Source organism: Chthoniobacter flavus Ellin428, from assembly GCF_000173075.1.
Taxonomy (GTDB): Bacteria; Verrucomicrobiota; Verrucomicrobiia; order Chthoniobacterales; family Chthoniobacteraceae; genus Chthoniobacter; species Chthoniobacter flavus.
This window is the reverse complement of the sequence record NZ_ABVL01000016.1, coordinates 143511-165386: the sequence shown is the minus strand read 5'-3', so window position 1 is coordinate 165386 and position 21876 is coordinate 143511. Positions and strand designations below refer to the sequence as shown.

Sequence of the window (21876 nt, the reverse complement as noted above, 5' to 3'; positions counted from 1 at the left end):
GGTTACACTTTCTGGCCGTCCCGCACTTCGTCCGATTCCGCGGAGCGCTCCCGCTCCCGCGCACGCGGTCGGGGGAGCGGCTTGTACCAACCGCACTGCTGGCAACGCCAGGGACGCAGCTTGTGGTAAAACGCAATCGACACCCAACTCACCAGCCAAAGCCCAAGCGTGATGATCGTCAGAAACAGATGCACGCCATGATGGATGTGGTTCTTTTCGAACAACTGATCATGGCCACATCTCGGGCAATATCCGCGAATCCGGTCTTTGGTCATACGGACTACTCCGCATATTGGCACATTTGCGGCCTTCTGACTACATCGCTTTTTGACGTTTTCGTCGCATTTCAGGGCGCGATCAGCCCATTTCGGATGGCGTAACGGACGAGATCGGCCACCGAATCGATGCCCAGCTTGGCCATGATGCGTGCCCGGTGCGTTTCCGCGGTTTTGACGCTGATGTTCAGGGCCTTGCCGACATCACGGTTTTTCCGCCCCTCGGCGAGCAATTGCAGGATCTCCCGTTCGCGCGGGGTCAGGCCCGCCTGCGATTTCGAACGGCGCCGACGGCCCATGCCGGCAAATTCCGCCGCGTAAATGGTCGCCGCGAGGCGCGAGGCAAAGAAGGTCTCCCCGCGGATGAGCGCGTCCACGGCATTGGCCAGGTCGCGACCGGCATCGGTCTTCAGAATGTAACCGCGTACCCCGGCCGCGAGGGCTTCGCGCACGAATTGCTCGGTTTCGTGCATGGTGAGCATCAGCATGCGGCTGCGCGGGCAGTGGGCGGCAATGCGGCGCGCGGCTTCGAGCCCGTTCAGTTCCGGCATGCTCAAATCCAGAATGACAATGTCCGGGGCCAAGTCCTCAGCAAACTGCACGGCGGCGCGCCCATCGGAGGCCTCGGCGCAGATTTCCCAATCGGAGCGCAGTTCCAGCAGAGTGCGAAGGCCACGCCGGACGATGTCGTGATCGTCCGCGAGTAGAATTCGGGTCTTGAGTTCGGTAGTCATAAAATGGGGAGACGGGCGCGGACGACGGAGCCGGTAGGCTGAAGGCAAATGGAGAGCGAACCGCCGACTTGCGCAAGTCGCTCACGCATGCCGCCGATCCCCACTCCAGGTTGCTCTTCGTTCGGGGCAGCTTCGCCGCCCCCTTCGTCGCGCACCTCAATGGTGATTTCGTCAAACTGCTGTTGCAGCTTGATTTGTGCCGAAGGGCTCTTCGTATGGCGATGCACGTTGGCCAGGCTTTCCTGCACCACGCGGAAGAGCGTCAATTCCCGCTCGGAATCGAAGCGCCCGAGGTTCGGCGGCAGATCCAGATCCACCGTGATGCCGCTACGTTTGGAAAATCCTTCGGCGAGCCAGCGCAGAGCGGCAGGCAGGCCGCACTCTTCCAGCAGCGGCGGGTGCAACAAGTAAGCGTGGGTGCGCAATGCGCGGCCCACTCCATCGGCCAGGGTGAGGCTGTCATTCAACAGGCTGGCCCGCTTTTCCAACGTCAGTTGATCGCCATGCTGGCTCAGCAAGGAAAGATTCACCGACAACGCGGCGAGCGTCTGCGCCGTGGAATCGTGCAACTCTCGCGCGAGGCGCCGCCGTTCCTCGTCCTGCACGCGCAGAAGTTGCCCGGAAAGCTGGCGCAACCGGCGTTCCGCGGCCTTCTGCTCGCGAATATCGCGGATCACCGCCGAGGTTCCCGTGACCACGCCGCTGGCGTCCTGCAGGGGAAAAATGGACATCGCCACGTCGATCAACTCACCGTTCCGCGCCAGTCGCAGGGTTTCGAAGTGATCGATTCGTTCCCCTTTCCGTACGCGATGCTGGATGGCCTCCGCTTCCTCTCGGCGGTCCTCCGGCGTAATTGCCATCGTCGTTTCCCCCATCATTTGCTCGGCGATATAACCGAAAATCCGTTCGGCGGCTAGATTCCAACTCACAATCCGCCCATTCATGTCGCAACTGATGATCGCATCGGCCGAAGCGGCCACGATCATGGCCATCTTTTCCCACTCGATGAGCCGCTCCCGGACCCGCGCCTCCAGCTCCGCGCTGCACCGCTGCACTTCCTCGCGCATCCGCCGCACTTCGGTGATCTCCGTCGCCGTGGCGAGATAGCCGTTGAGCCGCCCTTGTCCGTCGCGCAATTCCATCGCCTCGCTGCACACCCAGATCGCCCGGCCATCGGCGTGCATGTAGCGAAACTCCTGGCTGAACGGCACGCCGTACTCGTTCATCCGCGCCCAAGTCTCCCGCACCCCCTCCACGTCCTCCGGATGCACGACCTCCTCCCATTCGCGCCCGATCGCCCAATCTGGCGTGTAGCCTGTCATCTGGCACCAACGCGCGTTGACGTGGGCAAATCGCCCCTTCCTGTCCGTATGAATAATGCCGATCGGCGAAAGATCCGCGAGATGCCGCAACAACTCGTTCTCACTATTCACCGGTACGCTGCCTCGCTCACGGGGACGCACCCCGGCCACTCTCGTGAGGGAGAGATCATCGGCTCCACTATCCATAAAAGCTATAACCTACTGAGAAGCGAGTCTCTGACAATACCAATTGTAAGTCTGCCGAATGCCGTCTTTCAGGGAGATGCGCGGACGCCAGCCAAGCTGGGTTAATTTGCTCGTATCCAGCAATTTACGCGGCGTCCCATCTGGCTTCGTGGAGTCAAAAGCCAGCTCCCCTTTGAAGCCCACGACTTCACAGATCAGCTCGACCAATTCCCGGATCGTCACATCCGACCCGCAACCCACATTGACGAATTCCGGCTGGTCGTAATTCTCCAGCAGGAAACGGCAGGCATGCGCCAGGTCTTCGACATGGAGAAACTCCCGGCGTGGAGTTCCGGTGCCCCAGACCGAGACCGTGGCATCTCCCCGATCCTTCGCCTCATGCACCTTGCGCAGCAACGCCGGCAACACGTGCGAGGTATTGAGATCGAAATTGTCGCCCGGGCCGTAAAGATTCGTCGGCATGGCGCTGATGAAATTGCGCCCATATTCGCGCGCGTAAGCCTGGCACAACTTGATCCCCGCGATCTTGGCCAGCGCGTAGGGCTCGTTCGTCGGTTCCAGTGCGCCGGTCAGCAGCGCGCTCTCGGGAATCGGCTGCGGCGCGAATTTCGGATAAATGCACGAGCTGCCGAGAAAGAGCAGTTTCTCCGCACCGAAATCGTACGCCGCCTCGATGAGGTTGTTCTGGATGTTGAGATTCTCGAGCAGGAACTCGACGGGAAAATCGTTGTTCGCCTTGATCCCACCCACCTTCGCCGCCGCCACGACCACCACCTGCGGCCGTTCCTTTTCAAAAAAGGCGCGCACCTTTTCACGCTGGCTCAGATCGACTTCGGCCCGCGTCCGCGTCAACAGGTTCGCATAGCCCGCACTCTGCAGTTCACGAAAAATGGCGCCCCCCGCAAGGCCGCGGTGGCCGGCAACGAAAATGGTATCGGATTTCTTCAAGCGCCGCAGGCTAGCACAGAGGGGAAGAGTGCCAAGAGGGCAGTGTGGGAAATAGTAGTCAGTGATCACTGATCACTGATTACTGATTACTGCTCCTCGCACTTGGCTCTTGGCACTTCTCCGTACATCTTCCCGCCCGCCATGCGTGCTCTGCTTCTTGTCCTCGATAGTGTCGGCTGCGGTCCGGCTCCGGATTCCGCCGCCTACGGCGACAGCGGCGCCAATACGCTCGGCCACATTTTTGCCGCGCAACCCAGCCTCACGCTGCCCGCGCTTTCTCCCTCGGCTTGTGGAAAATTCTCACGGCCGATGTCTTCGATGCCCGTTCGCGCGGCACCATCGGCAGCTTTGGCCGCATGCGCGAGCGTTCCGCCGGCAAGGACAGCACCACTGGTCACTGGGAAATGGCCGGGGCCATCCTCGACCACCCCTTCGCCACCTTCACCGAATTCCCGGCTGATTTCGTCGCCGCCATCTCACGCGACGCCAAAGTCGAATTCCTCGGCAATTACGCGCGCAGCGGCACGACGATCCTCGAGGAGCTCGGCAGCGAGCATCTCCGCACGGGAAAACCCATCCTCTACACCTCAGCCGATTCCGTCCTGCAAATCGCCGCCCACGAGCAGGTCATTCCGCGCAAGCGCCTCTATGAAATCTGCCGCATCGCCCGGCGGCATGCGGATGCCCTGCGCATCGGCCGGGTCATCGCGCGCCCTTTCCTCGGCGAGCCGGGCAAATTCGAGCGCACCACTGGACGCCACGATTTCTCCATGGTCCCGCCGCGCACCGTGCTGCACGCCATCGCCGAGACCGGCATGCGCGTGGAGGGCGTCGGCAAGGTGAACGAGATTTTCGGGGGCAGCGGCATCACCCACTCCACCACCACGACTTCGAACATCGATGGCCTGCGAGTCATCGACGAACTGTGGTCGGACGGCGGGGACGGGCTCATCTTCGCCAACCTCGTCGATTTCGACATGCTCTACGGCCACCGCCGCGACGTCGCCGGCTACGCCAGGGCCCTGTGGGATTTCGACACCTGGCTGGCCGGTTTTCTTCTCCGTTGTGAAGAGGAAGACCTCGTCATCATTACCGCCGATCACGGCAACGACCCCACTTGGAAAGGCACCGACCACACCCGCGAGGAGGTCCCGCTCATGGTCCTCTACGGTGGCCTCAGTCTCGCCCTCGGCACGCGCCGGACCTTCGCCGATGTCGCCGCCACCCTCGCCGAATTTTTCCGCCTGCGTCATAAATGGCCGGTCGGCGAATCGTTCATCACCCTCCAGCAGAGACACGTGAAAACGTATTTTCACCGGCGCTAGCGCCGTCTTTTCTTAATCTTACTCTTAATCGTAATCTTAATCTGCCTTTCGACCGTTTCGGAGGGGATTAGGATTAAGATTACGATTAAGAGTAAGAAAACGATCCCCGCGGCGTAGACTTTTATTCGATGTTGGAGGTTGAGTGTTGGATGTTGGATGTTCCACATTGACTTCCCTGCCATGCCCAAGAAACCCAAGGCCCCTCTCAAAAAGGTGAATGAACCCGCTGCTCCGGCGAAGACCGGCAACGGGGCGCATTTGTTTGATCCCATCGAAGACATCATCAAGGACATTCGCGCAGGGAAGATGGTCATCGTGACGGATGATGCCGACCGGGAAAACGAGGGCGACCTCGTCATGGCCGCGGAAAAGATCACGCCGGATGCCGTCAATTTCATGGCCATGCATGGGCGCGGGCTCATCTGCGCGCCGATCACCGAGGAGCGCGCCGAAGAGCTCGGCCTGCAGCGCATGGTCCTCGAAAATCGCGAAAGCTATCGTACCGATTTCACCGTCTCCGTCGACGCGGCCAAGGGCGTCACCACCGGCATCAGTGCGCATGATCGCGCGCGGACCATTCAGATCCTGGTCGACCCGAAGGCCACGCCACAGGATCTCGTCCAACCCGGCCACGTCTTCCCACTGCGAGCCAAAGCCGGCGGCGCCCTGCGGCGCGCGGGCCACACCGAAGCCAGCGTCGATCTCGCCCGACTCGCCGGTCTGCAACCGGCCGGGGTCCTCTGCGAAATCCTCAATCCCGACGGCACCATGGCCCGCCTGCCGGAGCTCCTGAAGTTCCGCAAAAAGCACAAGCTGAAGATGTGCTCCATCGAGGACCTCATCGTCTACCGGCGCAGCCGCGAAAAACTCATCGAACGCGAGCAGGTCATCCAGTTGCCCACGGACTACGGCGATTTCGAGCTGCACATGTATCGCTCCATCGTCGATGGCGTGCACCATCTCGCCCTGGTCAAGGGCGCCATCTCGCCGAAGAAAGTGACGCTCGTGCGCGTGCACAGCGAATGCCTCACCGGCGACGTCTTCGGCTCCATGCGCTGCGATTGCGGCAACCAGCTCCACACCGCGCTCCAGCAGATCGAAGCCGCCGGCAACGGGGTGCTCCTCTACATGCGCCAGGAGGGCCGTGGCATCGGCCTTCCGGCCAAGATCCACGCCTACAAGCTGCAGGAGGAAGGCCTCGACACCGTGGAAGCCAATCTCAAGCTCGGCTTCCCCGCCGAATTGCGCGACTACGGCATGGGCGCCCAAATCCTTTCCGACCTTGGCGTGCGCAAAATGCGCTTCCTGACCAACAACCCGAAGAAAGTCATTGGCCTCGAAGGCTACGGACTGAAAATCGTCGAAGTCGTCCCGATCAAGGCCCCGCCGAACAAGCACAACGCCAAGTACCTGGAAACCAAGCGGCTCAAGATGGGGCACCTGCTGTAAAAATTCGGAATTCGGAATTCGGAATTCGGAACAAAGAGCGGCGTCTATTCCGCACTCCGCATTCCTGCTTCCGCATTCCTTCCTTTCCCTTGCACCGCGCCCGCCCCGCACTACCATCCACCCTCTCATGTCCACCGCCATCCCATCCCGCCCCCGCCAAATCGGCGCCCGGCGTTCCTTTGCCATCGTCGCCAGCGAGTACAATAGCGAATACGTGAGTGGGCTCGTGGATCATGCCCGGCGCGAACTCGAGGCGATCTCGCCAAGCTTTAATATCTCCACTTACGAAGTGCCGGGCGCTTTCGAAATTCCACTGATCGTCCAGGAAGTCGCCTCGCGGGGTAACGTGGATGCCATCATCGCCCTCGGAGTCATCATCGAAGGCGAAACCCAACATGCCGCGCTCATCGCCAAAACGGTGACTCATTCCCTGCAGCAGGTGAGCCTGGCGCAACGCCTGCCGGTCATTCACGAGGTCCTGCTGGTGAAAAACGAAGAGCAGGCCAGGGCGCGTTGCCTCGATGAAGAAATCAACCGCGGCACCGAGGCGGCCCGTTGCGCCGCCCGCATGGTGCAAACCATGAGCACTTTGCGCAACGTACGCTAAATTCCACCCATGGGTAAACGACGCGAAGGCCGTGAAGCGGCCGTCCAATATCTCTATCAAATCGACCTCAGCGGCGAAACGCCGGTGAACGCCGAGCAATTCTGGATGCTCCGCTCCGGGCCCGGAAAGGCTCCGGTGGCGCCCAAGACGCGCATCTTCGCCGAGCAGCTCGCGCTGGGCGTGCGGAAGCATCTCGAGGAGATCGACGGGTATATCAAAAAATATACCGCCAACTACGAACTCGACCGACTGGCCGTGGTGGATCGCAACATCCTGCGGGTCGCCATCTATGAGTTGCTGCATTCGCCCGACGTGGCCCCGGTCATCATCATCAACGAGGCTATCGAGGTGGCGAAGAAATTTGGCACCGACAAATCCGGCGGTTTCGTGAACGGTATTCTCGACCGCATCAAGGAAGAGGTGGGCCGCCCCGCTCGCGAAGCGCTATCGCCAGGAAATTCGTAGCCGACGATGGCGTTCGGGTTTTTCAAATCGCTGATCCAGAAGTTCTCCGGCAAACCGGTGGACTGGGATGAATTGGAGGAGAGCCTCATCCGCGCCGACCTCGGCGTGCCGATGATGACGCGGATCATGACGGCGCTGCAGGGTCGCGAGGACGCGGAAAAGCTGACGGCGGAGACCGTGGTCAAAGTCGCGCGTGAGGAAATCATCAAGGTGCTGCCGCGTGATAGCGTCACGCTCCGCCCGCTGGCTTCCAAGACGAAGGTGATTCTCGTCGTCGGCGTGAACGGCACCGGCAAGACGACCTCCACCGCCAAGCTCGCCTATTTTCTCCAACGCAAAGGCCATAGCGTGATGCTCGCCGCGGCAGATACTTTTCGTGCGGCGGCAATCGAGCAGCTCGGCGTGTGGGCCGAACGGCTCAATATCGACATCGTCAAAGGTCAGTACAATTCCGACCCAGCGGCGCTCTGTTACGAGGCGTATCAATCCGCCGATCGCAAGAACGTCGAGTTCCTGATCTGCGACACCGCGGGCCGTCTGCATACCAAGACCAATCTCATGGGTGAACTCGGCAAGGTGAAACGCGTGCTGGCCAAGGCCGACGCGCAAGCACCGCACGAGACCCTGCTCGTGGTCGATGCGACCACTGGTGGCAACGCGTTGCAACAAGCGAAGGAATTTCACGCCGCCACCGGTTTGACGGGTGTGATCGTCACCAAGCTCGATGGCAGCGGCAAAGGCGGTTGTGTGGTCGCCATCCAGAACGAGCTCGGCATCCCGACCCGTTTCATCGGTACGGGAGAAAAGATGGAAGATCTCGCCTTCTTCGAAAGCCGCCAGTTCGTGGAGCAGATGCTGTAGATCTGCCGGTTTTCAATCGGGGTCATTCTGAGCGGAGCGTCCCGATGGTGGAGTGGCGGGACGCGCAGTCGAAGAACCCGGCCGCTCTACTGGAAATACGAACGAAGGTGTGATCGTTGTAGCCGCGGCACTCCGTTGCCGCTTGGGGGGCGACTTTAATAGGAGGCTTTTCCCTGCGCCCCGGCGGAGCGGGGTGGCCACGTCACCGCGGACTTCGATTCAGTCTTCAGTAAAGCGACCGGGTTCTTCGACTGCGCGTCCCGCCATCTTGCCACCGGGACGCTCCGCTCAGAATGACACCGATTGATAACAGACCGATTTTACCATCTCCGACGGATGCCTTTCCTACGCCCCGCTTTCGCCGTGCACCACGGCGGTATCTTTCACAAACCGCCGGGAGCTCGCGCGAAACCCGAGTTGCTCGTAAAAGGCATGCGCATCCGTCCGATGCTCACCACTGGTCACCTCGATCCGGCTGCAGCCGTGCTCCCGGGCAAATTCCTCCGCCACGGAAACCAACAAACGCCCGACGCCCAACTTCCGATGCTCCGGTGCGACGACGAGACTCGTGATGCGACCGAGGAAGCCATCGACGTGAAAAAGCGGGATGCAATGGAACGACAGCACACCGATCACGCTCCCGGCAACCTCGGCAACAAAAACCGCTGTCCCGTCCGCATTCGTGCAGGCCAGGATGCGCCGCTCGGCCTGAATGGCCAGGGAAGGGTAACCGAGCGTCGTCAAAAGATCGGCCACGGCGAACGCATCCTCCGCCCGCGCAAGGCGAAAGATGGGAGTGACGTTTTTGAGGCGGGTTTCGGTGTCCATTGTTCGGAAACGCGAGGAATGCGGTAATTCTTACAGAAATTTGTGAATCAACGGGGCTGCCGGTCCTTCGAACAGGCACCGGCCAGCCAAACAAAAAGACCCGCCGGCTCACACCGGCGGGCCCTTGTTTGTACGCTCGCTTTAAATAGGTCGGGCGACGATTACTTCTTCGTCACCGGCACGAAGCCCACCTGCTCGGCGATCTTCTGGCCTTCTTCGCTCACCGCGAAGTCGACGAAGCTCTTCGTCTCACCAGCCGGCGCGCCGTTGGTGTAGAGATAGGTCTCACGCGAATAGGGATACTTGCCGCTGCGCACGTTGGCGTCGGTCAGCTCGGTGCCATCGATAACGATGACCTTCACGCCCGGGGCCTTGGTGTAGGCGAGGCCGACATAGCCGATGCCGTTCTCGTTCTTGCCCACTTCAGCGACGATCTGCTCGTTACCGGCCATCTTCTGGGAGCTCGGGGCGTAGTCGCGCTTCTTCATCGCCATGTTCTTGAAGTCCTTGAACGTGCCCGAGGACGTGTTGCGGGTATAGATGGAGACCGCGCCGCCTTTGCCACCCACCGCGCTCCAGTCAGTGACATCGCCGGTGAAGATCTGCTCGACCTGCTTCTTGGTGAGCTTGGTCACGGGATTCTTCTCATTGACCACCACGGCGATGCCGTCGTGCGCCAACCACCGTCGGGGAAAAATTTCACGCCTTTGGTTGCGGCGGCTGCTTCTTCCGGCAGCTCGACCTTGCGGCTCGACATGCCGATCTGCGCCGTGCCGTCGATGATCGCGGCATGCCCGTGGCCGAACCTTCCGCGGCGATGTTGAAGGTCGTGTCGGGATGCTTGGCTTTAAACGCTTCGGCAAGCTGCGGAACGAATTTGGGCGCCGAGCGTGTCGGAGCCCTTTGATCACGATGCTGCCCGCAAAGACAGGCGTCGCCATGGCAAGGGCGACGGGAATGCTGAGAAGAGTTTTCAGTTTCATCATAGGTAAATAGGAGTGGCCAGAGTTGAGCCCGCCGAAGCCTCGGAGCCAAGCTGTCACATGTTACAATTGAGTGACGGCATCTCTGTAAGGAATGACGCCACATCCTCGCATCACCTTTTCCTGGATCGCCACGATGATCTTCGCTCCGTCGGCCAGCACGCTCCGAAAATACGCGTATTACTCATGAGCAATTGACGAAACTTTGACAACGCATCGGTGCTTCATCCCCATGAAATTCTGTTTCCCCCTCCTCTTCGCTTTAGTTGCTCTGCCGCTGTTCGCCGCGGACGCTCCCTTTGATTGGCAGAAGGCGCGAGAAATCTTTCAACGCGCCCAAAATGGGGCGCAATTGACGCCTGACGACCAGAAGATCCTCGATGAAGCCAAACGCCGTCATGCCGCCGGCGAGAATCCAAATGGGCAACCACAGAACCCGCAAAATCCGCAAAAAAATCAGCAACCGCTCCCCCCGCCTCCCACCAATCTCGTTCCGCTGACGGAATTGACCGGCAAGTATCAGGACCAGGATGGCGGTCTTTACGGCGGCGGGAAGAATGATCCACCGGCCGCTCTTGCGGCCCACGCGAAACAGGCCCTCGTGCAGATCCGTCCCCTCAACGCCGAAGGCAAACCTGCGGCCGATGGGAAGATCGTGATGGTGTCTCTAGGGATGTCGAATACGACGATGGAATTTTCGGCTTTCAAGCGCATCGCCGACACCGATCCGCGCAAGGCACCCAACCTGGTGATCGTCGATTGCGCGCAGGGCGGCAAAACAGCCGCCGCCTGGGCGACCAATGACCAGCCTTGGGACACCGCAATCGACCGCATCAAACAGGCCGGCGTGAGCCCCGCGCAGGTGGAAGTAATGTGGCTGAAGGAGGCGAACGCGAATCCCTCAGGAGGCTATCCAGCAGCGACCGACCAATTGCGCGACGACGTCCGGACCGACATCAAGCGGGCTCGCGAGAAGTATCCGAACCTGCGCATGATCTTCCTCGCGAGCCGCATTTACGCGGGTTACGCCAGGACGCGCTTGAATCCGGAGCCGTACGCTTACGAGAGCGCCTTCGCCATGCGCGCGGTGATCAAGGATCAACCCGCCGATGGACCGGTGATCCTCTGGGGGCCGTATCTCTGGACCAACGGTGAAAAGGGCCGCACGATCGATGATCTCAAATGGCTGCCCACCGATTGCGGACAGGACGGCACGCATCCCTCGGCCAGCGGTCAGCAGAAAATCGCCCAGCTGCTGCTCGATTTCTTCACGAAGAACCCCTATGCCAAGCCGTGGTTCGTGAAGGGATCGTAGGCGCTGGACTTTCGCCGGGGGAATGGGAAGGAGGGGAGAAATAGACTCCTCTCACTCCCATCCTTGCGATTCCTCCCATGCCCTCGCACTCGCAGGCTGTCGCAGCCGCCAGCTATATGCCCCGGAGCGCAACTACTCGCCATCCACCTGCGTTTCTACTAACGTTTCCCTCCTGCGAAAGGTCTCCTCAACAACCCATCGCCGCTTCTCCCACATGAAAAAGAACACCCTCTCTTTCGTCCTCAGCGCGCTCTGCGCCGTCACGGTTTACGCCGATAATCCTGCCTTCAACTGGCCCCAGTTCCGCGGCCCAAATCGAGATGACATCTCGAAGGAAACCGGCCTTCTCAAGGAATGGCCGGCCGATGGCCCGAAGAAATTGTGGAACTACACCAACGCGGGCAGCGGCTACTCGGGCTTCTCCGTGGTGGACGGGCATCTTTACACCATGGGGACGCGCGATGGCGGCGAAATCCTCATCTGCCTCGACGCGGATAAAGGCAACGAGCTCTGGATCGCCAAGCTCGGCAACATCCTCGATAACAAATGGGGCAACGGCCCGCGCGGCACGCCGACGGTGGACGGGGACCGCGTCTACACGCTCAGCGGCACAGGCGATCTCGTCGCGGTGCAGGCCAAGGATGGCAAGGAACTCTGGCGCACCAGTATGGAATCGCTCGGCGGCAAACGCCCGGGCTGGGGCTACACGGAGAGCGTGCTCGTCGATGGCAACCAGGTCGTCTGCACTCCTGGCGGTCCCAAGGGCGCCATGGCCGCGCTCGACAAGATGACCGGCAAGGTGGTCTGGCAAAGCGACAAGTGGACCGATGGCGCGCAGTATTCCTCGATCGTCCCGGCGGATATCAATGGGCAGCGGCAGTACATCCAGCGCAGCATGACCAATATCGTAGGCATCGCCGCCAAGGATGGCGCGCTGCTCTGGGAGCAACCGTATCCCGGCAAGACGGCGATGATTCCCACGCCGATCGTGAAGGGCAACCAGGTCTATTTCGCCAGCGGTTACGGTGTCGGCTCGATGAGCTTCGACGTCGAACCCGGCAACCAGATCAAGATGCTCTATGACGAGACCGGCGCCACGCCGAACAAGGTGATGAAGAATCATCACGGCGGCGTGATCCTCCTCGGTGACAAGCTCTATGGCTACAGTGACGGCGTCGGCTGGACGTGCCAGGATTTCAAGACCGGCCAGCTGGTGTGGAGCGAGAAAGCCAAGCTCGGCAAGGGCGCGATCTCCTACGCTGACGGCCACTTCTACCTGCTCGAAGAAGGCAGCGGCAACGTGGTGCTCATCGATGCCACGCCGAATGGCTGGCATGAGATCAGCCGCTTCAAGCTCGACCCGCAGACGTCGATCCGCAGCCCGCAGGGACACATCTGGACGCACCCGGTGATTTCCAATGGCCGGATGTATCTCCGCGATCAGGATCTGATCTTCTGCTACGCGGTGAAATAAGGAATAGGCAGAACCAGGACGGCTTCGCCGCAACATCCAACACCCAACACTCAACATCCAATGAAGAGCACGTGATCGCACGTCGCTTGCGCCATTGAATGTTGGGTGTTTCTTTTTACGTCGCGTTTGGCGCGGTGAAACGGATAACGAGATTCTCCTCCTCGGAAGTTTGCCGGTACGTCACGCCCACGGTGAAGCGCGGCAATTTTTTCACCGGATTGTTCTGCGCGCGCGCGAACAGGTCGTAGAGTTGCTCGCTCTCTTCGCGCTGGAAAAGCGGGCTCTCGAAAAAGTCTCGCGCGAGGCTCAACCCGTAGTCGCCGCCCGCGGTGAATTCCACGATCACCGCTTTCCCCTCCGTGGAGATGGCGATGCGCCAACGATCGTCCGGGGATTTCACCTCGTGATTCTCGAAGACCATCGTATTCCCCTCTCCTTTCTCCGCGGAAGTTTCGAAGGTGGAGGAAAAATACTGCACCACGTCCGCCGCAGTGAATGGGAGCGCCTCGTTTTGCGGAGCCGTCTTCCTGGGTAGCGACGCCGGCACGCCCGCCTCGGACGCACTGGGAGCGACACTGCGATCGAAATCCGCCCTCCGCGGCGGGACCACGAGCAGGATGGCGCCGACGACCAACACCGCGAGGGTCCAAATTTCCACCCGTTGCCATTCCGGCTTATGAATTTGTGCATTCATGGCCGGGCCGCCCTCCTTTCATGGCAAAGAATAGGCGCACCGTGAGGGCGCCCAGCAACACATGGCACCTTTAAAGAGCACCCACGCGTTGCAGACCCGGGGGTAAGATCTGGCGCAATAGAGAGAGCAAAGTCGATCTTCATAACTCGTCCTCCATCCCTAAGATTCGTCCCCGCCCCGCCTTGCGTCCGCACTTTTCTTGCCGGGCTTCTCCTGCTTTACATCCCGTCCCTCAAAATATTCGAAATTCCACGCACGATTTCCCCCCGCGGCGGCGTTGATCGGTTAGCATGGCTTCCGATTTCCATCTTTTCCTGTCTCTCGACCGACATGGCGTCTGCGTGGAGAAGGATGGGGAGAGCCCCCGAATGGAATTCCCTTCGCTGCACGATGCCACCCGTCATCTACGCGCCAATGGAACGGGATTCGTGGTGATCCACGACATCGATGACCGCTTCGTCAACCGCATTCCCCTGCAGTGGTCGCTGCGGGATCAGCATTAAGGACTGAGAAACAGGCGTCAGCCCCGCCCTCCGAAACCTCAGGCCTGCATCTGCTCGTTGGGCGCACCTCCGGCGCTGCCCTGTTCGGACATTTCCCGGGCGAGTTTCACGCGGTCGGCAATCCACCGAATCCAAGCCGGATGCAGTTGCAGGAATTCCGAGAGTTCGCGGCGCTCCACATCGTCACACCTGCCGGCGATGAAACGTTCGATCATCGCCACCTGTTCGGCTTCGAGACCGTTGAGACCATGACCGCACACCTCCGGTCCACAGCGGTCGAGAAATTCCAAAAGCGGAGAAAGATCGTCGTTCATGTCTACTGGTTTAGATGCTCGTTTAACACCGTTTTGCAGAAAAAGCGCATTTTCTGCAGAAAAACCTGACGCCCGCAAAAATCTGCGCGGTAATACGAATTTTTCTGCAAGGCCTCGAAAACCCCGCGTCTTAGCCGGTGGAAGCGTATGGTGCTTCCAAATGATCAGCGAACCGGCGGGCATGCGGGCGTGATGGATAAGGAGAGCTGGCGAAGCGGGGAAACAGGGTCGGCGGTGGACGATGGGTGGGGCTGCGGTGCCGGGGCGCGGGTCATAGCGGCTTGTTGCGGGAGGATGGCGCGGCCATCGGGGGGTGGCCGCGCCTCTCCTTCCGCGATGGAAACCGGGTATCCCTTCCATCCTTCCCACCTTTGCGCTCGCCCCGCCGAAAATGATCGGGAAGGATTCCAGCATGCGTCTCCTCTTCGTCCTCCTGCTGGGCCTCGCCTTGTTGCCGGAACCGCATCTCCGCGCCGCGGACGCGAAACGCCTGACGATTGGAGATTATTTCGTGCAACTCCCGGGGAGCACCTTCGAAGCTCCCGCGAAGGATTGGCTGAAGTTTCTGCACCAGCCGAAGAGCGGCGTGTATGATTCGGCCAACGGCTATCTCAGCTGCACCGGCGACGGTGCGCAGGCACCATTTGAAGCCGCCTTGTTTCGCTACAAGGACGATCGCCCGCTCCTCGCCGTCTGCCAGGGCGAACTCGAGGGCAAGAACTCGAAGTATCTCGCCTTTTATGAGGCGGCGTCCGACGGCCGGATGCTCGAAGTGCCGCGTGACATCTTCCCCATTGCCAACGAAAAGGGCTACGTCTTCGAACTCCCGCGCAAAGGCCGCACCATCATCGTCCGCACCGAAAAAGGCGGAAAACTGAAAGGGAAATACACCTGGAACGGCGAGAAATTCGTAGAAGAACGCTAAATGAATTCGGAACAAACCTGGAGTGCCGTGGACGAATACCTGGGCGATTTGCTCGGGACCGATGATGCCGTCTTGAAAGACGCGCTGGCCGCCAGCGCCGAGGGCGGATTGCCGGAAATCCAGGTCTCGGCCACGCAAGGCAAGCTGCTCCATCTTCTCGCGCGCCTGCACGGCGCGCGGCACATCCTGGAGCTCGGCACGCTCGGCGGCTACAGCACCATCTGGCTCGCCCGCGCGTTGCCCACCGATGGCCAGCTTGTCACGCTCGAATACGAACCGAAGCACGCCGAGGTAGCGCGCCGGAATTTCCAGCGCGCGGGAGTCGCCTCGCTCATCGACCTGCGCGTCGGCGCGGCCCTGGACATCCTGCCTCAATTGGAAAAGGAAGGCCGCTGCCCCTTCGACCTCATCTTCATCGACGCCGACAAGGATAACTATCCCGACTACTTCCGCTGGGCGCTGCGGCTCTCGCGGCGCGGCACCGTCATCATCGCCGACAACGTGATCCGCAAGGGTGCGGTCATCGAGCCGGATCATAGCGACCCGCGTGTGCAAGGTGTCCGTCGCTTCCTCGATCTCGTGGCCGCCGAACCGCGCGTCAGCGCCACCGCCATTCAGACCGTCGGCGCCAAAGGCTACGACGGCTTCGCCTTTGCCCTCGTCAACGCCGACGCCTGAGGCGGATTTGGCACCGGCTGGCCAGCCAGGAACGCGAAGGCCTCTATTGCTGTCGCGAGCCGACAAAACATCGCTTCCCTCCTATTAACAGAGCGCCTTGGCAAATCCGCCGAGGCGTCGTCCGGTTCTTGCTCTACATCGCTGGACATCGATGAGAATCCTCAGCAAAAGCGTCCTGATTCCCATACTCGCCCTGCTTGTCGGGTTGGGCGGCGGATTCGTTTTGGGAGGTTACGGTGAGGCAAAAAAGACCGAACCGGAGTCGAACGAGATTTTTGAAGAACTGGTCCTGTCCCACTCGGCGCTGAGCACGACGGAGTTTACCCAGTATCTCAAACTCGTCCGCCAGGGTCACGCCGACCGCCTTCCCTTCCTGCTGGAGATCCGTCTCGACTCGTCGCTCCTGGACCTGGCCCGTACTTATACGCCGGAACGGGATTCGCAGGGCATCGCCGCCCGTGCGCTGGCCATGGCTCGCGACTATCGCGCCGCTTACCCCCACCAGTCGGATACGCCGTGGGTCGCAAAGGAGGTGCAAGCGGCGCTCGCGCTGAAGACCCAGCCGGCGGAATCGCCGGCAAAGAGCTCCACCACCTCGGAATAGAGCACACCGCTTCCGCGATCAGCTCATACACCGCACTCACTGCTCCGAGCGTTTCTTTTGCTTGTCACGCTTGCCGAGTGGGGCGCGACGGGGAAAGATGGACGGCTCATGATTTCGCTCGATCCCGATAACGCCGCGACCGCGTTCCCCGAACGTGTGCGCGAGATTTTTTCGGAGACCGGCATGCTGGCCAAGGCGAAGAATTTCGAATACCGGCGCGAGCAGCAGGAGATGGCCGTCTCCGTGGCCACGGCGCTCAGTGAGCAGCGGCATGTCGTCATCGAGGCGGGCACGGGGGTCGGCAAATCGCTCGCCTACCTGGTGCCCGCGGTGCTCTGGGCGTTGGAGCACAAGAAGAAGGCGGTCGTCTCCACCTACACGATCAATCTCCAGGAACAGCTCGTCTACAAGGACATCCCCATCGTGCAAAAAGTCCTGCCGGTGGAGTTCGAGGCGATGCTCTGGAAAGGACGGGCGAACTACATTTGTCCCCTGCGGCTGGAACGCGCGATCGCCCATGCCCAGGAGCTTTTCACTTCGCCCGAGCAGGCGGAACTGCAGCGCATCTGGGAATGGGCGCAGACCACCCAGGATGGCACGCTCTCGGATTTCTCGGTGGAACCGGACTCCAGCGTGTGGGCGCAGGTTTGCAGCGAGCAGCATATCTGCACCACGAAATCCTGCGGGAATAATCCGAAATGCTTCTACCAGCGCGCGCGCAAGCGGTTGCTCACCGCGGACGTGGTGGTGATGAATCACACGCTCTTTTTCTTGAACCTCGGCGGGATCGCGGAGCAGGAGGAAAACGAGAGCGGCTATCTCTTCGCCAATGATTTCGTCATCTTCGACGAAGCGCACACCGTGGAGCAAGTGGCCGCGAAGCAGATCGGGCTGGGCGTTTCGCAATATGGGCTACGCTATGCCCTGCAGCGGCTCTACAACCCGAAGACGAAAAAGGGTCTCTTCCAGGTGCACCGCAATCCCAACGCGGTGAAGGAAACCGCGACGCTCATCGAGGAGGTAGATTCGTTTTTCGACAAGCTCGGCGAGCGTGGCGATTTCAAAAAAGGCCGCGAGTATCGCGTCCGCCAGCCGGATATCGTGATGGACTCGCTCACTGCCCCGCTGGCCAAGCTGCAGCAGATGGTCGTGGAGACGCTCCGCGGGATCGAGGACGATCTCGGGAAAGCGGAGTTGCAGGATCTCGGCCGGCGCATCCGCGATGCGCGCAGCGCCATCGCCACGTTCCTCAAGCAGGAGGCAGAGGATCACGTTTACTGGATCGAGAAGACCGGCAAGACGCAGCAGTATCACGCGCTCCACGCCGCGCCCGTCGATGTCGCGGCGTATCTGCGTGCGTTGCTCTTCCCCGAGGGCAAGTGCTGCATCATGACCAGCGCGACCTTGAGCGTCGGCAACGAAGCGCTCACCTACTTCCGCAATCGCGTGGGCGCGGATGAAGTGGAGGCGCGGCAGATCGGCAGCCCGTTCGACTACGAGCGGCAGATGAAAATCTACGTCACGCGCAAGATGCCCGATCCGCGCGACTCGGGTTACGAGGCGGCGCTGGCCGAGCAGATCGAGCATTTCGTCGGCATGAGCAAGGGCCGGGCGTTTGTGCTCTTCACCAGCTACAAGGCGATGACCAACCTCGCCTCGGCGCTGCGCGAACGACTCGACGATCTCGACTACAAGCTGCTCGTGCAGGGCGAAGGGCTGCCGCGGCATCGGCTCATCTCGGAATTCAAAAAGGACGAGCGCCACGTGCTTTTCGGAACAGAGAGTTTTTGGAGCGGTGTCGATGTGCCGGGTGAGGCGTTGTCAAATGTCATCATCACCCGCCTGCCTTTCGCGGTGCCCGATCATCCGCTCATCGAAGCGCGTCTGGAATTGATCGAAGCCAATGGCGGCGACGCCTTCGCGGAGTATTCGCTCCCGGAAGCGATCCTGAAGCTGCGTCAGGGCGTCGGCCGCCTGATCCGTACGAAACAGGATCAGGGAATCGTCGTGATTTTGGACAATCGCGTGCTCACCAAAAGCTACGGCCAGGCTTTTATGCGGGCCCTGCCGAAGTGTCCGGTGGAAGTAGTGTAACTAAGGTGCCTTGCAAAGCTCGCGCAATGATCTCCTCCACCAACTCGCTCTTGGCGCGCGCATAGGCGTTCATGTCGGGCCAATCCTCTTTCGCGAGCTTCCGCTTGAGCGCCTCGTAGCGGAGCCGGTCTTCAGCGTGGCTTTGGAGACGGTTACGAAAAGTGAGGTGCCGCGCCACCTCCACGCAACCGAGGGAGAAGATGTGGATGTGGACGTCGAGTTCCGGCGTCCGGAACATCCGATGTTCATGCCAATCCGGCTCACGAACGCGGAGCATATAGCCGGCAGCCGCCAGATCTGAAAGGTAAGCGCCCTCGTTGCTGGAATCCTCGACGAGAACATCGATGTCGATGATCGGCTTTGCGGCCAGCCCGGGCACGGAAGTAGAACCGACGTGCTCAATGACGAGCGCCTTCGGACCCAAGGCTTGTGCGACAATGGCGGCGTGTTTCTGAAACTTCCCGGGCCAGCGTGGGTCATAATCCACGATCACAACCTCCCGCTTCTCGATTCCACCAATCAATACTTCACTCATGGCATGTGGCTTCACGGTCTCAATCCCACCGTGACAGGAGACTGCAGAGGGCGGCATGACTGCTCCGCTTGAAGTTCATGTAGTCGTGCTCCTCGCCGGTGATCTCGATCCCAGCGGAGCCCAACAATAAAACCCGCGGTGAAGATGGCTGCGGCGACCATCCACCCCAACGGTTCGTATGGGATGATGGCGACGGCAACAGCAGCAAGCGCGGCGCCTCCGGAAAGGCAGAGATTGAATCGCCACTCGAGTAAAAAGGCGAGAATGTCCAAAACAACCCCAATAAATTCCAAAACGCTGAGCATGAAGTGTGTATCCTGGATATGATATGGCTAGTCACCAGCGCCCTCAAGCTCAGGGACGCACCGGAGCGGAGCGGCCTGAGCCGGTGGGTGGAAAGGTCGTGGTAGTTCGAAGCACAGGCCGTGCGCTCTGCTGGGTATTTGCGATCGGATAATTCGAGCTCCGATACCCACGGCTTCAGTGTATCGGCGGATGTGGCGGGCTGTCCCGGAAACTCTCCGAACGCTTGGTTAGCATTTGCGCCGCAAACTAATCGAAATGCGGCTGACACAAATGCAAGTAGCTGAAATTCTGGGAGTCGCATACCAGACGGTTGAGCGATGGGAACGTAATCGGACACCGATTACCAAGCGGAACCAGACGAAAATTGTCTCCTTTCTCGGTTTTAATCCCCTCGCAGAATCCCGACACCCCAGCAGCTAATTCTAGTGCTGGGAATTTGTAACCGCAAGACTCGCGGACATCAGTCTCTTTCAATTGTGTGCGTGATCGGAATTCTGCCTGCTCTGGTTTCCTCATTTGGATTGAGGGACAGAAGGCCTTTTCTACCGACTCCGTGAAGATTGATCGGCTCGTTTCCGCTTTCACCTTCTTCTATCCCCTCTGCGTCGTTTCAAGTTGTCTTATACGGCTACCGTGGGGCGCGATGGGGCTGCGATGAGAATTCTGAGCGGCCGGAATGGCTTGGTAATGAGAGAGTTTCGTCGAGGGCGACGAGGAGCGTGTCGGCGGTGAATGGCTTGTCGAGTACATCTGCCGATGTTCAGTGATTCAAGGTCTCGCTTGCGGTGCTCTTCTGCCACGCCGGTCGCGGCGATAATGCGAACCTCCCGGTCGATCATTTTCAGCGCCCGGCAGAGCGCAACGCCATCGACCAGAGGCATCGTGATATCGGTGAACACCACATCGATGCGTTCGGTCTGACGGACGAACAGGGTCAAGGCTTCCGCTCCGTCCCTTGCAAGCAGCGTGCGATAGCCATGCTGGGTGAGCGTGGACTCGATCACGTCGCGGACGGCGCTTTCATCGTCCACCACAAGGATTAACTGGCCACCTCCGTTGCGGCTGGCCCCTTTTTCCTTCGGCGCATCGCACGGCGCGTCATCCAGCACCGTGGGAATGAAGATCTCAAGGGTGGTTCCTTTCCCCGGCTCGCTGTGGACATTGAGGAATCCTTCGTGGCTCTTGACGATGCCGATCACGGTGAAAAGCCCGAGACCGGTCCCTTTGCCGAGTGGTTTGGTGGTGAAGAAGGGATCGAAGATTTTATCGATGAGGTGCGCGGGAATTCCCGTGCCCGTGTCGGAAACGCGCAGTCTTACATAGCGACCGATGCGGGCGCCGGGAGTCATGCTGGCGAAATGCGCGTCCACTGCGAAGTCGTCGGCTTCGATCCGCAATGTGCCGCCGTCTGGCATGGCGTCGCGCGCGTTGACGCAGAGATTGAGCAGCACCTGGTGCAATTGGGTGGGGTCGCCTTGGATCAACGAAAGTTCGCGAGGAATTCGCCTTTCCATGGTGATGTGACGTGGAAAGCTTCCGGCGACGATATTTTCTATCTCGCGGATCAACAGTTTGGGTTGCAACGGCAGGCGTTCGCCTTCGACGCCGCGGGCAAAGGTGAGCACCTGTTTGACCATTTCACCTGCGCGTTGCGCGCACCTCTCGACGGTGGAGAGCAGTTCCCTGGATTTCTCCGGAACTTCATTTCGCAACAAGTCCAGGGAGAGCAGGATCGGCGAGAGCATGTTATTGAGGTCATGGGCGATACCGCTGGCCAGGGTGCCGATGCTTTCCAGCCTTTGAGCGCGGAGGAGCTGCGCCTCGGCCTGCATACGCTGCTCCATTTCTGCTTTGAGACGTTGATTCATTTCGCAGCATTCGCGGGTGCGTTCCTCGAGGATGCGTTCCCTGTCGGCGAGGCAATGGCGGGCTTCCTCGGCCAATCGCCATTTTTCGCACAAGGCTGAGGCCAACTGGAGAGCCTCGACGGGAGCGAAAGGCTTCTTCAGCACCAGCAGGTGGTCGCGATGTCCAAGGCGGCCGATCGTCTCTGCCCAGGAGTAATCGGAATAAGCGGTACAGATGACCACTTGTAGTTCCGGGCACCGCTTCCAAAGCATTTCCACGGTTTCGATGCCATCGGCGCCGGGTGGCATGCCCCAGTCGACAAAAGCCATGGCATAAGGCCGGCCTTCTTCGAGTGCGCGGCTGAGAGCGCACACGCCTTCGGTTCCCTGATATGCCGAGTCGATCTCGAAGAACGGCTGTGCCTGGGTGGGCGTGATTTCGGCGAAAAGCTCCGGGTCTTCCTGGTCGATGATGCTGCGTTGAGGGCAGAGAATTTTGCAGAAGTCACCGTGAATGGCACGGTTGTCATCGATGACAAGGATACGGCGATGGGTGTGGAGGTTCATCAGATTGCTCAGCGAAATGGTAGCTCCATGGTGAAGG

22 protein-coding genes and 1 pseudogene are annotated in these 21876 nt (G+C 60.3%); 13 read left to right on the top strand and 10 right to left on the bottom strand.

The genetic code is table 11. The features are described from left to right. Window positions 1-2: 2 nt before the first annotated feature. From CFE428DRAFT_RS22680 to CFE428DRAFT_RS22665, 4 genes are all read right to left on the bottom strand, one after another. The gene (locus CFE428DRAFT_RS22680; RefSeq protein ID WP_006981993.1) at window positions 3-275 is read right to left on the bottom strand and encodes a hypothetical protein; all 273 of its coding nucleotides are present in this window, start codon (window positions 273-275) and stop codon (window positions 3-5) included. Between the two features lie 71 nt (window positions 276-346). Beyond that, window positions 347-1009 carry a response regulator gene (locus tag CFE428DRAFT_RS22675; RefSeq protein WP_006981992.1) on the bottom strand — a complete coding sequence of 221 codons (663 nt, stop codon included), beginning with the start codon at window positions 1007-1009 and terminating at the stop codon, window positions 347-349. Then, entirely contained in the window at window positions 1006-2442 is a 1437-nt protein-coding gene (locus CFE428DRAFT_RS34270; RefSeq protein ID WP_162145304.1) for a PAS domain-containing sensor histidine kinase, read from the bottom strand. Before CFE428DRAFT_RS34270 ends, CFE428DRAFT_RS22675 begins: the two co-directional genes overlap by 4 nt. A gap of 87 nt (window positions 2443-2529) precedes the next feature. Beyond that, complete coding sequence (locus tag CFE428DRAFT_RS22665) at window positions 2530-3465, bottom strand: GDP-L-fucose synthase family protein (RefSeq protein WP_042725548.1); 936 nt, start codon at window positions 3463-3465, stop codon at window positions 2530-2532. Window positions 3466-3606: 141 nt separating this feature from the next. Between CFE428DRAFT_RS22665 and CFE428DRAFT_RS22660 the strand changes: the two are divergent. The 5 genes and pseudogenes from CFE428DRAFT_RS22660 (at window position 3607) to ftsY (ending at window position 8172) form a co-directional block, all read left to right on the top strand. Next, window positions 3607-4790: pseudogene (locus tag CFE428DRAFT_RS22660) on the top strand (phosphopentomutase). A gap of 180 nt (window positions 4791-4970) precedes the next feature. Further along, window positions 4971-6239, top strand: a complete 1269-nt coding sequence (locus tag CFE428DRAFT_RS22650; protein WP_162145303.1) for a bifunctional 3,4-dihydroxy-2-butanone-4-phosphate synthase/GTP cyclohydrolase II — start codon at window positions 4971-4973, stop codon at window positions 6237-6239. 127 nt (window positions 6240-6366) lie between these two features. Continuing rightward, on the top strand, window positions 6367-6846 hold the full coding sequence (gene ribH, locus CFE428DRAFT_RS22645; protein WP_006981987.1) for a 6,7-dimethyl-8-ribityllumazine synthase: 480 nt from the start codon (window positions 6367-6369) through the stop codon (window positions 6844-6846). Window positions 6847-6855: 9 nt separating this feature from the next. Then, complete coding sequence (gene nusB, locus CFE428DRAFT_RS22640; RefSeq protein ID WP_006981986.1) at window positions 6856-7311, top strand: transcription antitermination factor NusB; 456 nt, start codon at window positions 6856-6858, stop codon at window positions 7309-7311. Between the two features lie 6 nt (window positions 7312-7317). Further along, window positions 7318-8172: a signal recognition particle-docking protein FtsY gene (ftsY, locus tag CFE428DRAFT_RS22635; RefSeq protein WP_006981985.1), complete on the top strand. Its 855-nt coding sequence runs from the start codon at window positions 7318-7320 to the stop codon at window positions 8170-8172. Window positions 8173-8517: 345 nt separating this feature from the next. On the opposite strand, the gene CFE428DRAFT_RS22630 is transcribed toward ftsY, so the two are convergent. Then, a complete protein-coding gene (locus CFE428DRAFT_RS22630) occupies window positions 8518-9000 on the bottom strand; it encodes a GNAT family N-acetyltransferase (protein ID WP_006981984.1) in 483 nt (160 codons plus the stop codon). Between the two features lie 161 nt (window positions 9001-9161). Then, window positions 9162-9680, bottom strand: coding sequence for a phosphate ABC transporter substrate-binding protein (locus CFE428DRAFT_RS39135; protein ID WP_006981983.1), 519 nt, complete (start codon window positions 9678-9680; stop codon window positions 9162-9164). Between the two features lie 535 nt (window positions 9681-10215). Here CFE428DRAFT_RS39135 and CFE428DRAFT_RS22620 point away from each other — a divergent pair. Both CFE428DRAFT_RS22620 and CFE428DRAFT_RS22615 read left to right on the top strand, forming a co-directional pair. Continuing rightward, window positions 10216-11298 carry a hypothetical protein gene (locus CFE428DRAFT_RS22620; RefSeq protein ID WP_006981982.1) on the top strand — a complete coding sequence of 361 codons (1083 nt, stop codon included), beginning with the start codon at window positions 10216-10218 and terminating at the stop codon, window positions 11296-11298. A gap of 214 nt (window positions 11299-11512) precedes the next feature. After that, entirely contained in the window at window positions 11513-12772 is a 1260-nt protein-coding gene (locus CFE428DRAFT_RS22615; RefSeq protein ID WP_006981981.1) for a PQQ-binding-like beta-propeller repeat protein, read from the top strand. 115 nt (window positions 12773-12887) lie between these two features. On the opposite strand, the gene CFE428DRAFT_RS22610 is transcribed toward CFE428DRAFT_RS22615, so the two are convergent. Beyond that, window positions 12888-13466, bottom strand: coding sequence for a hypothetical protein (locus tag CFE428DRAFT_RS22610; RefSeq protein WP_006981980.1), 579 nt, complete (start codon window positions 13464-13466; stop codon window positions 12888-12890). A 290-nt stretch (window positions 13467-13756) separates the two neighbouring features. On the opposite strand from CFE428DRAFT_RS22610, the gene CFE428DRAFT_RS22605 reads away from it, so the two are divergent. Next, a complete protein-coding gene (locus CFE428DRAFT_RS22605) occupies window positions 13757-13969 on the top strand; it encodes a hypothetical protein (protein ID WP_006981979.1) in 213 nt (70 codons plus the stop codon). A gap of 38 nt (window positions 13970-14007) precedes the next feature. On the opposite strand, the gene CFE428DRAFT_RS40010 is transcribed toward CFE428DRAFT_RS22605, so the two are convergent. Next, the gene (locus tag CFE428DRAFT_RS40010; RefSeq protein ID WP_237705544.1) at window positions 14008-14466 is read right to left on the bottom strand and encodes a hypothetical protein; all 459 of its coding nucleotides are present in this window, start codon (window positions 14464-14466) and stop codon (window positions 14008-14010) included. A 229-nt stretch (window positions 14467-14695) separates the two neighbouring features. Here CFE428DRAFT_RS40010 and CFE428DRAFT_RS22595 point away from each other — a divergent pair, with 229 nt between their 5' ends. From CFE428DRAFT_RS22595 to CFE428DRAFT_RS22580, 4 genes are all read left to right on the top strand, one after another. After that, window positions 14696-15208, top strand: coding sequence for a hypothetical protein (locus CFE428DRAFT_RS22595; protein ID WP_131989798.1), 513 nt, complete (start codon window positions 14696-14698; stop codon window positions 15206-15208). Continuing rightward, window positions 15209-15886 carry an O-methyltransferase gene (locus CFE428DRAFT_RS22590; RefSeq protein WP_006981976.1) on the top strand — a complete coding sequence of 226 codons (678 nt, stop codon included), beginning with the start codon at window positions 15209-15211 and terminating at the stop codon, window positions 15884-15886. 151 nt (window positions 15887-16037) lie between these two features. Next, window positions 16038-16490, top strand: coding sequence for a hypothetical protein (locus CFE428DRAFT_RS22585; RefSeq protein WP_006981975.1), 453 nt, complete (start codon window positions 16038-16040; stop codon window positions 16488-16490). A 57-nt stretch (window positions 16491-16547) separates the two neighbouring features. Beyond that, window positions 16548-18584 carry an ATP-dependent DNA helicase gene (locus tag CFE428DRAFT_RS22580; RefSeq protein ID WP_202797485.1) on the top strand — a complete coding sequence of 679 codons (2037 nt, stop codon included), beginning with the start codon at window positions 16548-16550 and terminating at the stop codon, window positions 18582-18584. On the opposite strand, the gene CFE428DRAFT_RS22575 is transcribed toward CFE428DRAFT_RS22580, so the two are convergent. Continuing rightward, window positions 18544-19119 carry a GrpB family protein gene (locus CFE428DRAFT_RS22575; RefSeq protein WP_006981973.1) on the bottom strand — a complete coding sequence of 192 codons (576 nt, stop codon included), beginning with the start codon at window positions 19117-19119 and terminating at the stop codon, window positions 18544-18546. The genes CFE428DRAFT_RS22580 and CFE428DRAFT_RS22575 overlap by 41 nt on opposite strands. Window positions 19120-19659: 540 nt before the next feature. Between CFE428DRAFT_RS22575 and CFE428DRAFT_RS41295 the strand changes: the two genes are divergently transcribed. After that, complete coding sequence (locus CFE428DRAFT_RS41295) at window positions 19660-19845, top strand: helix-turn-helix domain-containing protein (protein WP_420196892.1); 186 nt, start codon at window positions 19660-19662, stop codon at window positions 19843-19845. A gap of 200 nt (window positions 19846-20045) precedes the next feature. Here the strand turns inward: CFE428DRAFT_RS41295 and CFE428DRAFT_RS22570 are convergent, their stop codons facing one another. Continuing rightward, on the bottom strand, window positions 20046-21839 hold the full coding sequence (locus tag CFE428DRAFT_RS22570) for a response regulator (protein ID WP_006981971.1): 1794 nt from the start codon (window positions 21837-21839) through the stop codon (window positions 20046-20048). Between the last annotated feature and the right edge of the window lie 37 nt (window positions 21840-21876).

Bases quoted from the DNA above. Each gene is read 5' to 3' on its own strand.
- CFE428DRAFT_RS22585 (WP_006981975.1), top strand. From the start codon at position 16,038: ATGAGAATCCTCAGCAAAAGCGTCCTGATTCCCATACTCGCCCTGCTT.
- CFE428DRAFT_RS22650 (WP_162145303.1), top strand. From the start codon at position 4,971: ATGCCCAAGAAACCCAAGGCCCCTCTCAAAAAGGTGAATGAACCCGCT.
- CFE428DRAFT_RS22590 (WP_006981976.1), top strand. From the start codon at position 15,209: ATGAATTCGGAACAAACCTGGAGTGCCGTGGACGAATACCTGGGCGAT.
- CFE428DRAFT_RS22630 (WP_006981984.1), bottom strand. From the start codon at position 9,000: ATGGACACCGAAACCCGCCTCAAAAACGTCACTCCCATCTTTCGCCTT.
- CFE428DRAFT_RS40010 (WP_237705544.1), bottom strand. From the start codon at position 14,466: ATGCCCGCCGGTTCGCTGATCATTTGGAAGCACCATACGCTTCCACCG.
- CFE428DRAFT_RS22595 (WP_131989798.1), top strand. From the start codon at position 14,696: ATGCGTCTCCTCTTCGTCCTCCTGCTGGGCCTCGCCTTGTTGCCGGAA.
- CFE428DRAFT_RS22680 (WP_006981993.1), bottom strand. From the start codon at position 275: ATGACCAAAGACCGGATTCGCGGATATTGCCCGAGATGTGGCCATGAT.
- ribH (WP_006981987.1), top strand. From the start codon at position 6,367: ATGTCCACCGCCATCCCATCCCGCCCCCGCCAAATCGGCGCCCGGCGT.
- CFE428DRAFT_RS22575 (WP_006981973.1), bottom strand. From the start codon at position 19,119: ATGAGTGAAGTATTGATTGGTGGAATCGAGAAGCGGGAGGTTGTGATC.
- CFE428DRAFT_RS22620 (WP_006981982.1), top strand. From the start codon at position 10,216: ATGAAATTCTGTTTCCCCCTCCTCTTCGCTTTAGTTGCTCTGCCGCTG.
- nusB (WP_006981986.1), top strand. From the start codon at position 6,856: ATGGGTAAACGACGCGAAGGCCGTGAAGCGGCCGTCCAATATCTCTAT.
- CFE428DRAFT_RS22610 (WP_006981980.1), bottom strand. From the start codon at position 13,466: ATGAATGCACAAATTCATAAGCCGGAATGGCAACGGGTGGAAATTTGG.
- CFE428DRAFT_RS22675 (WP_006981992.1), bottom strand. From the start codon at position 1,009: ATGACTACCGAACTCAAGACCCGAATTCTACTCGCGGACGATCACGAC.
- CFE428DRAFT_RS22570 (WP_006981971.1), bottom strand. From the start codon at position 21,839: ATGAACCTCCACACCCATCGCCGTATCCTTGTCATCGATGACAACCGT.
- CFE428DRAFT_RS22615 (WP_006981981.1), top strand. From the start codon at position 11,513: ATGAAAAAGAACACCCTCTCTTTCGTCCTCAGCGCGCTCTGCGCCGTC.
- ftsY (WP_006981985.1), top strand. From the start codon at position 7,318: ATGGCGTTCGGGTTTTTCAAATCGCTGATCCAGAAGTTCTCCGGCAAA.
- CFE428DRAFT_RS22605 (WP_006981979.1), top strand. From the start codon at position 13,757: ATGGCTTCCGATTTCCATCTTTTCCTGTCTCTCGACCGACATGGCGTC.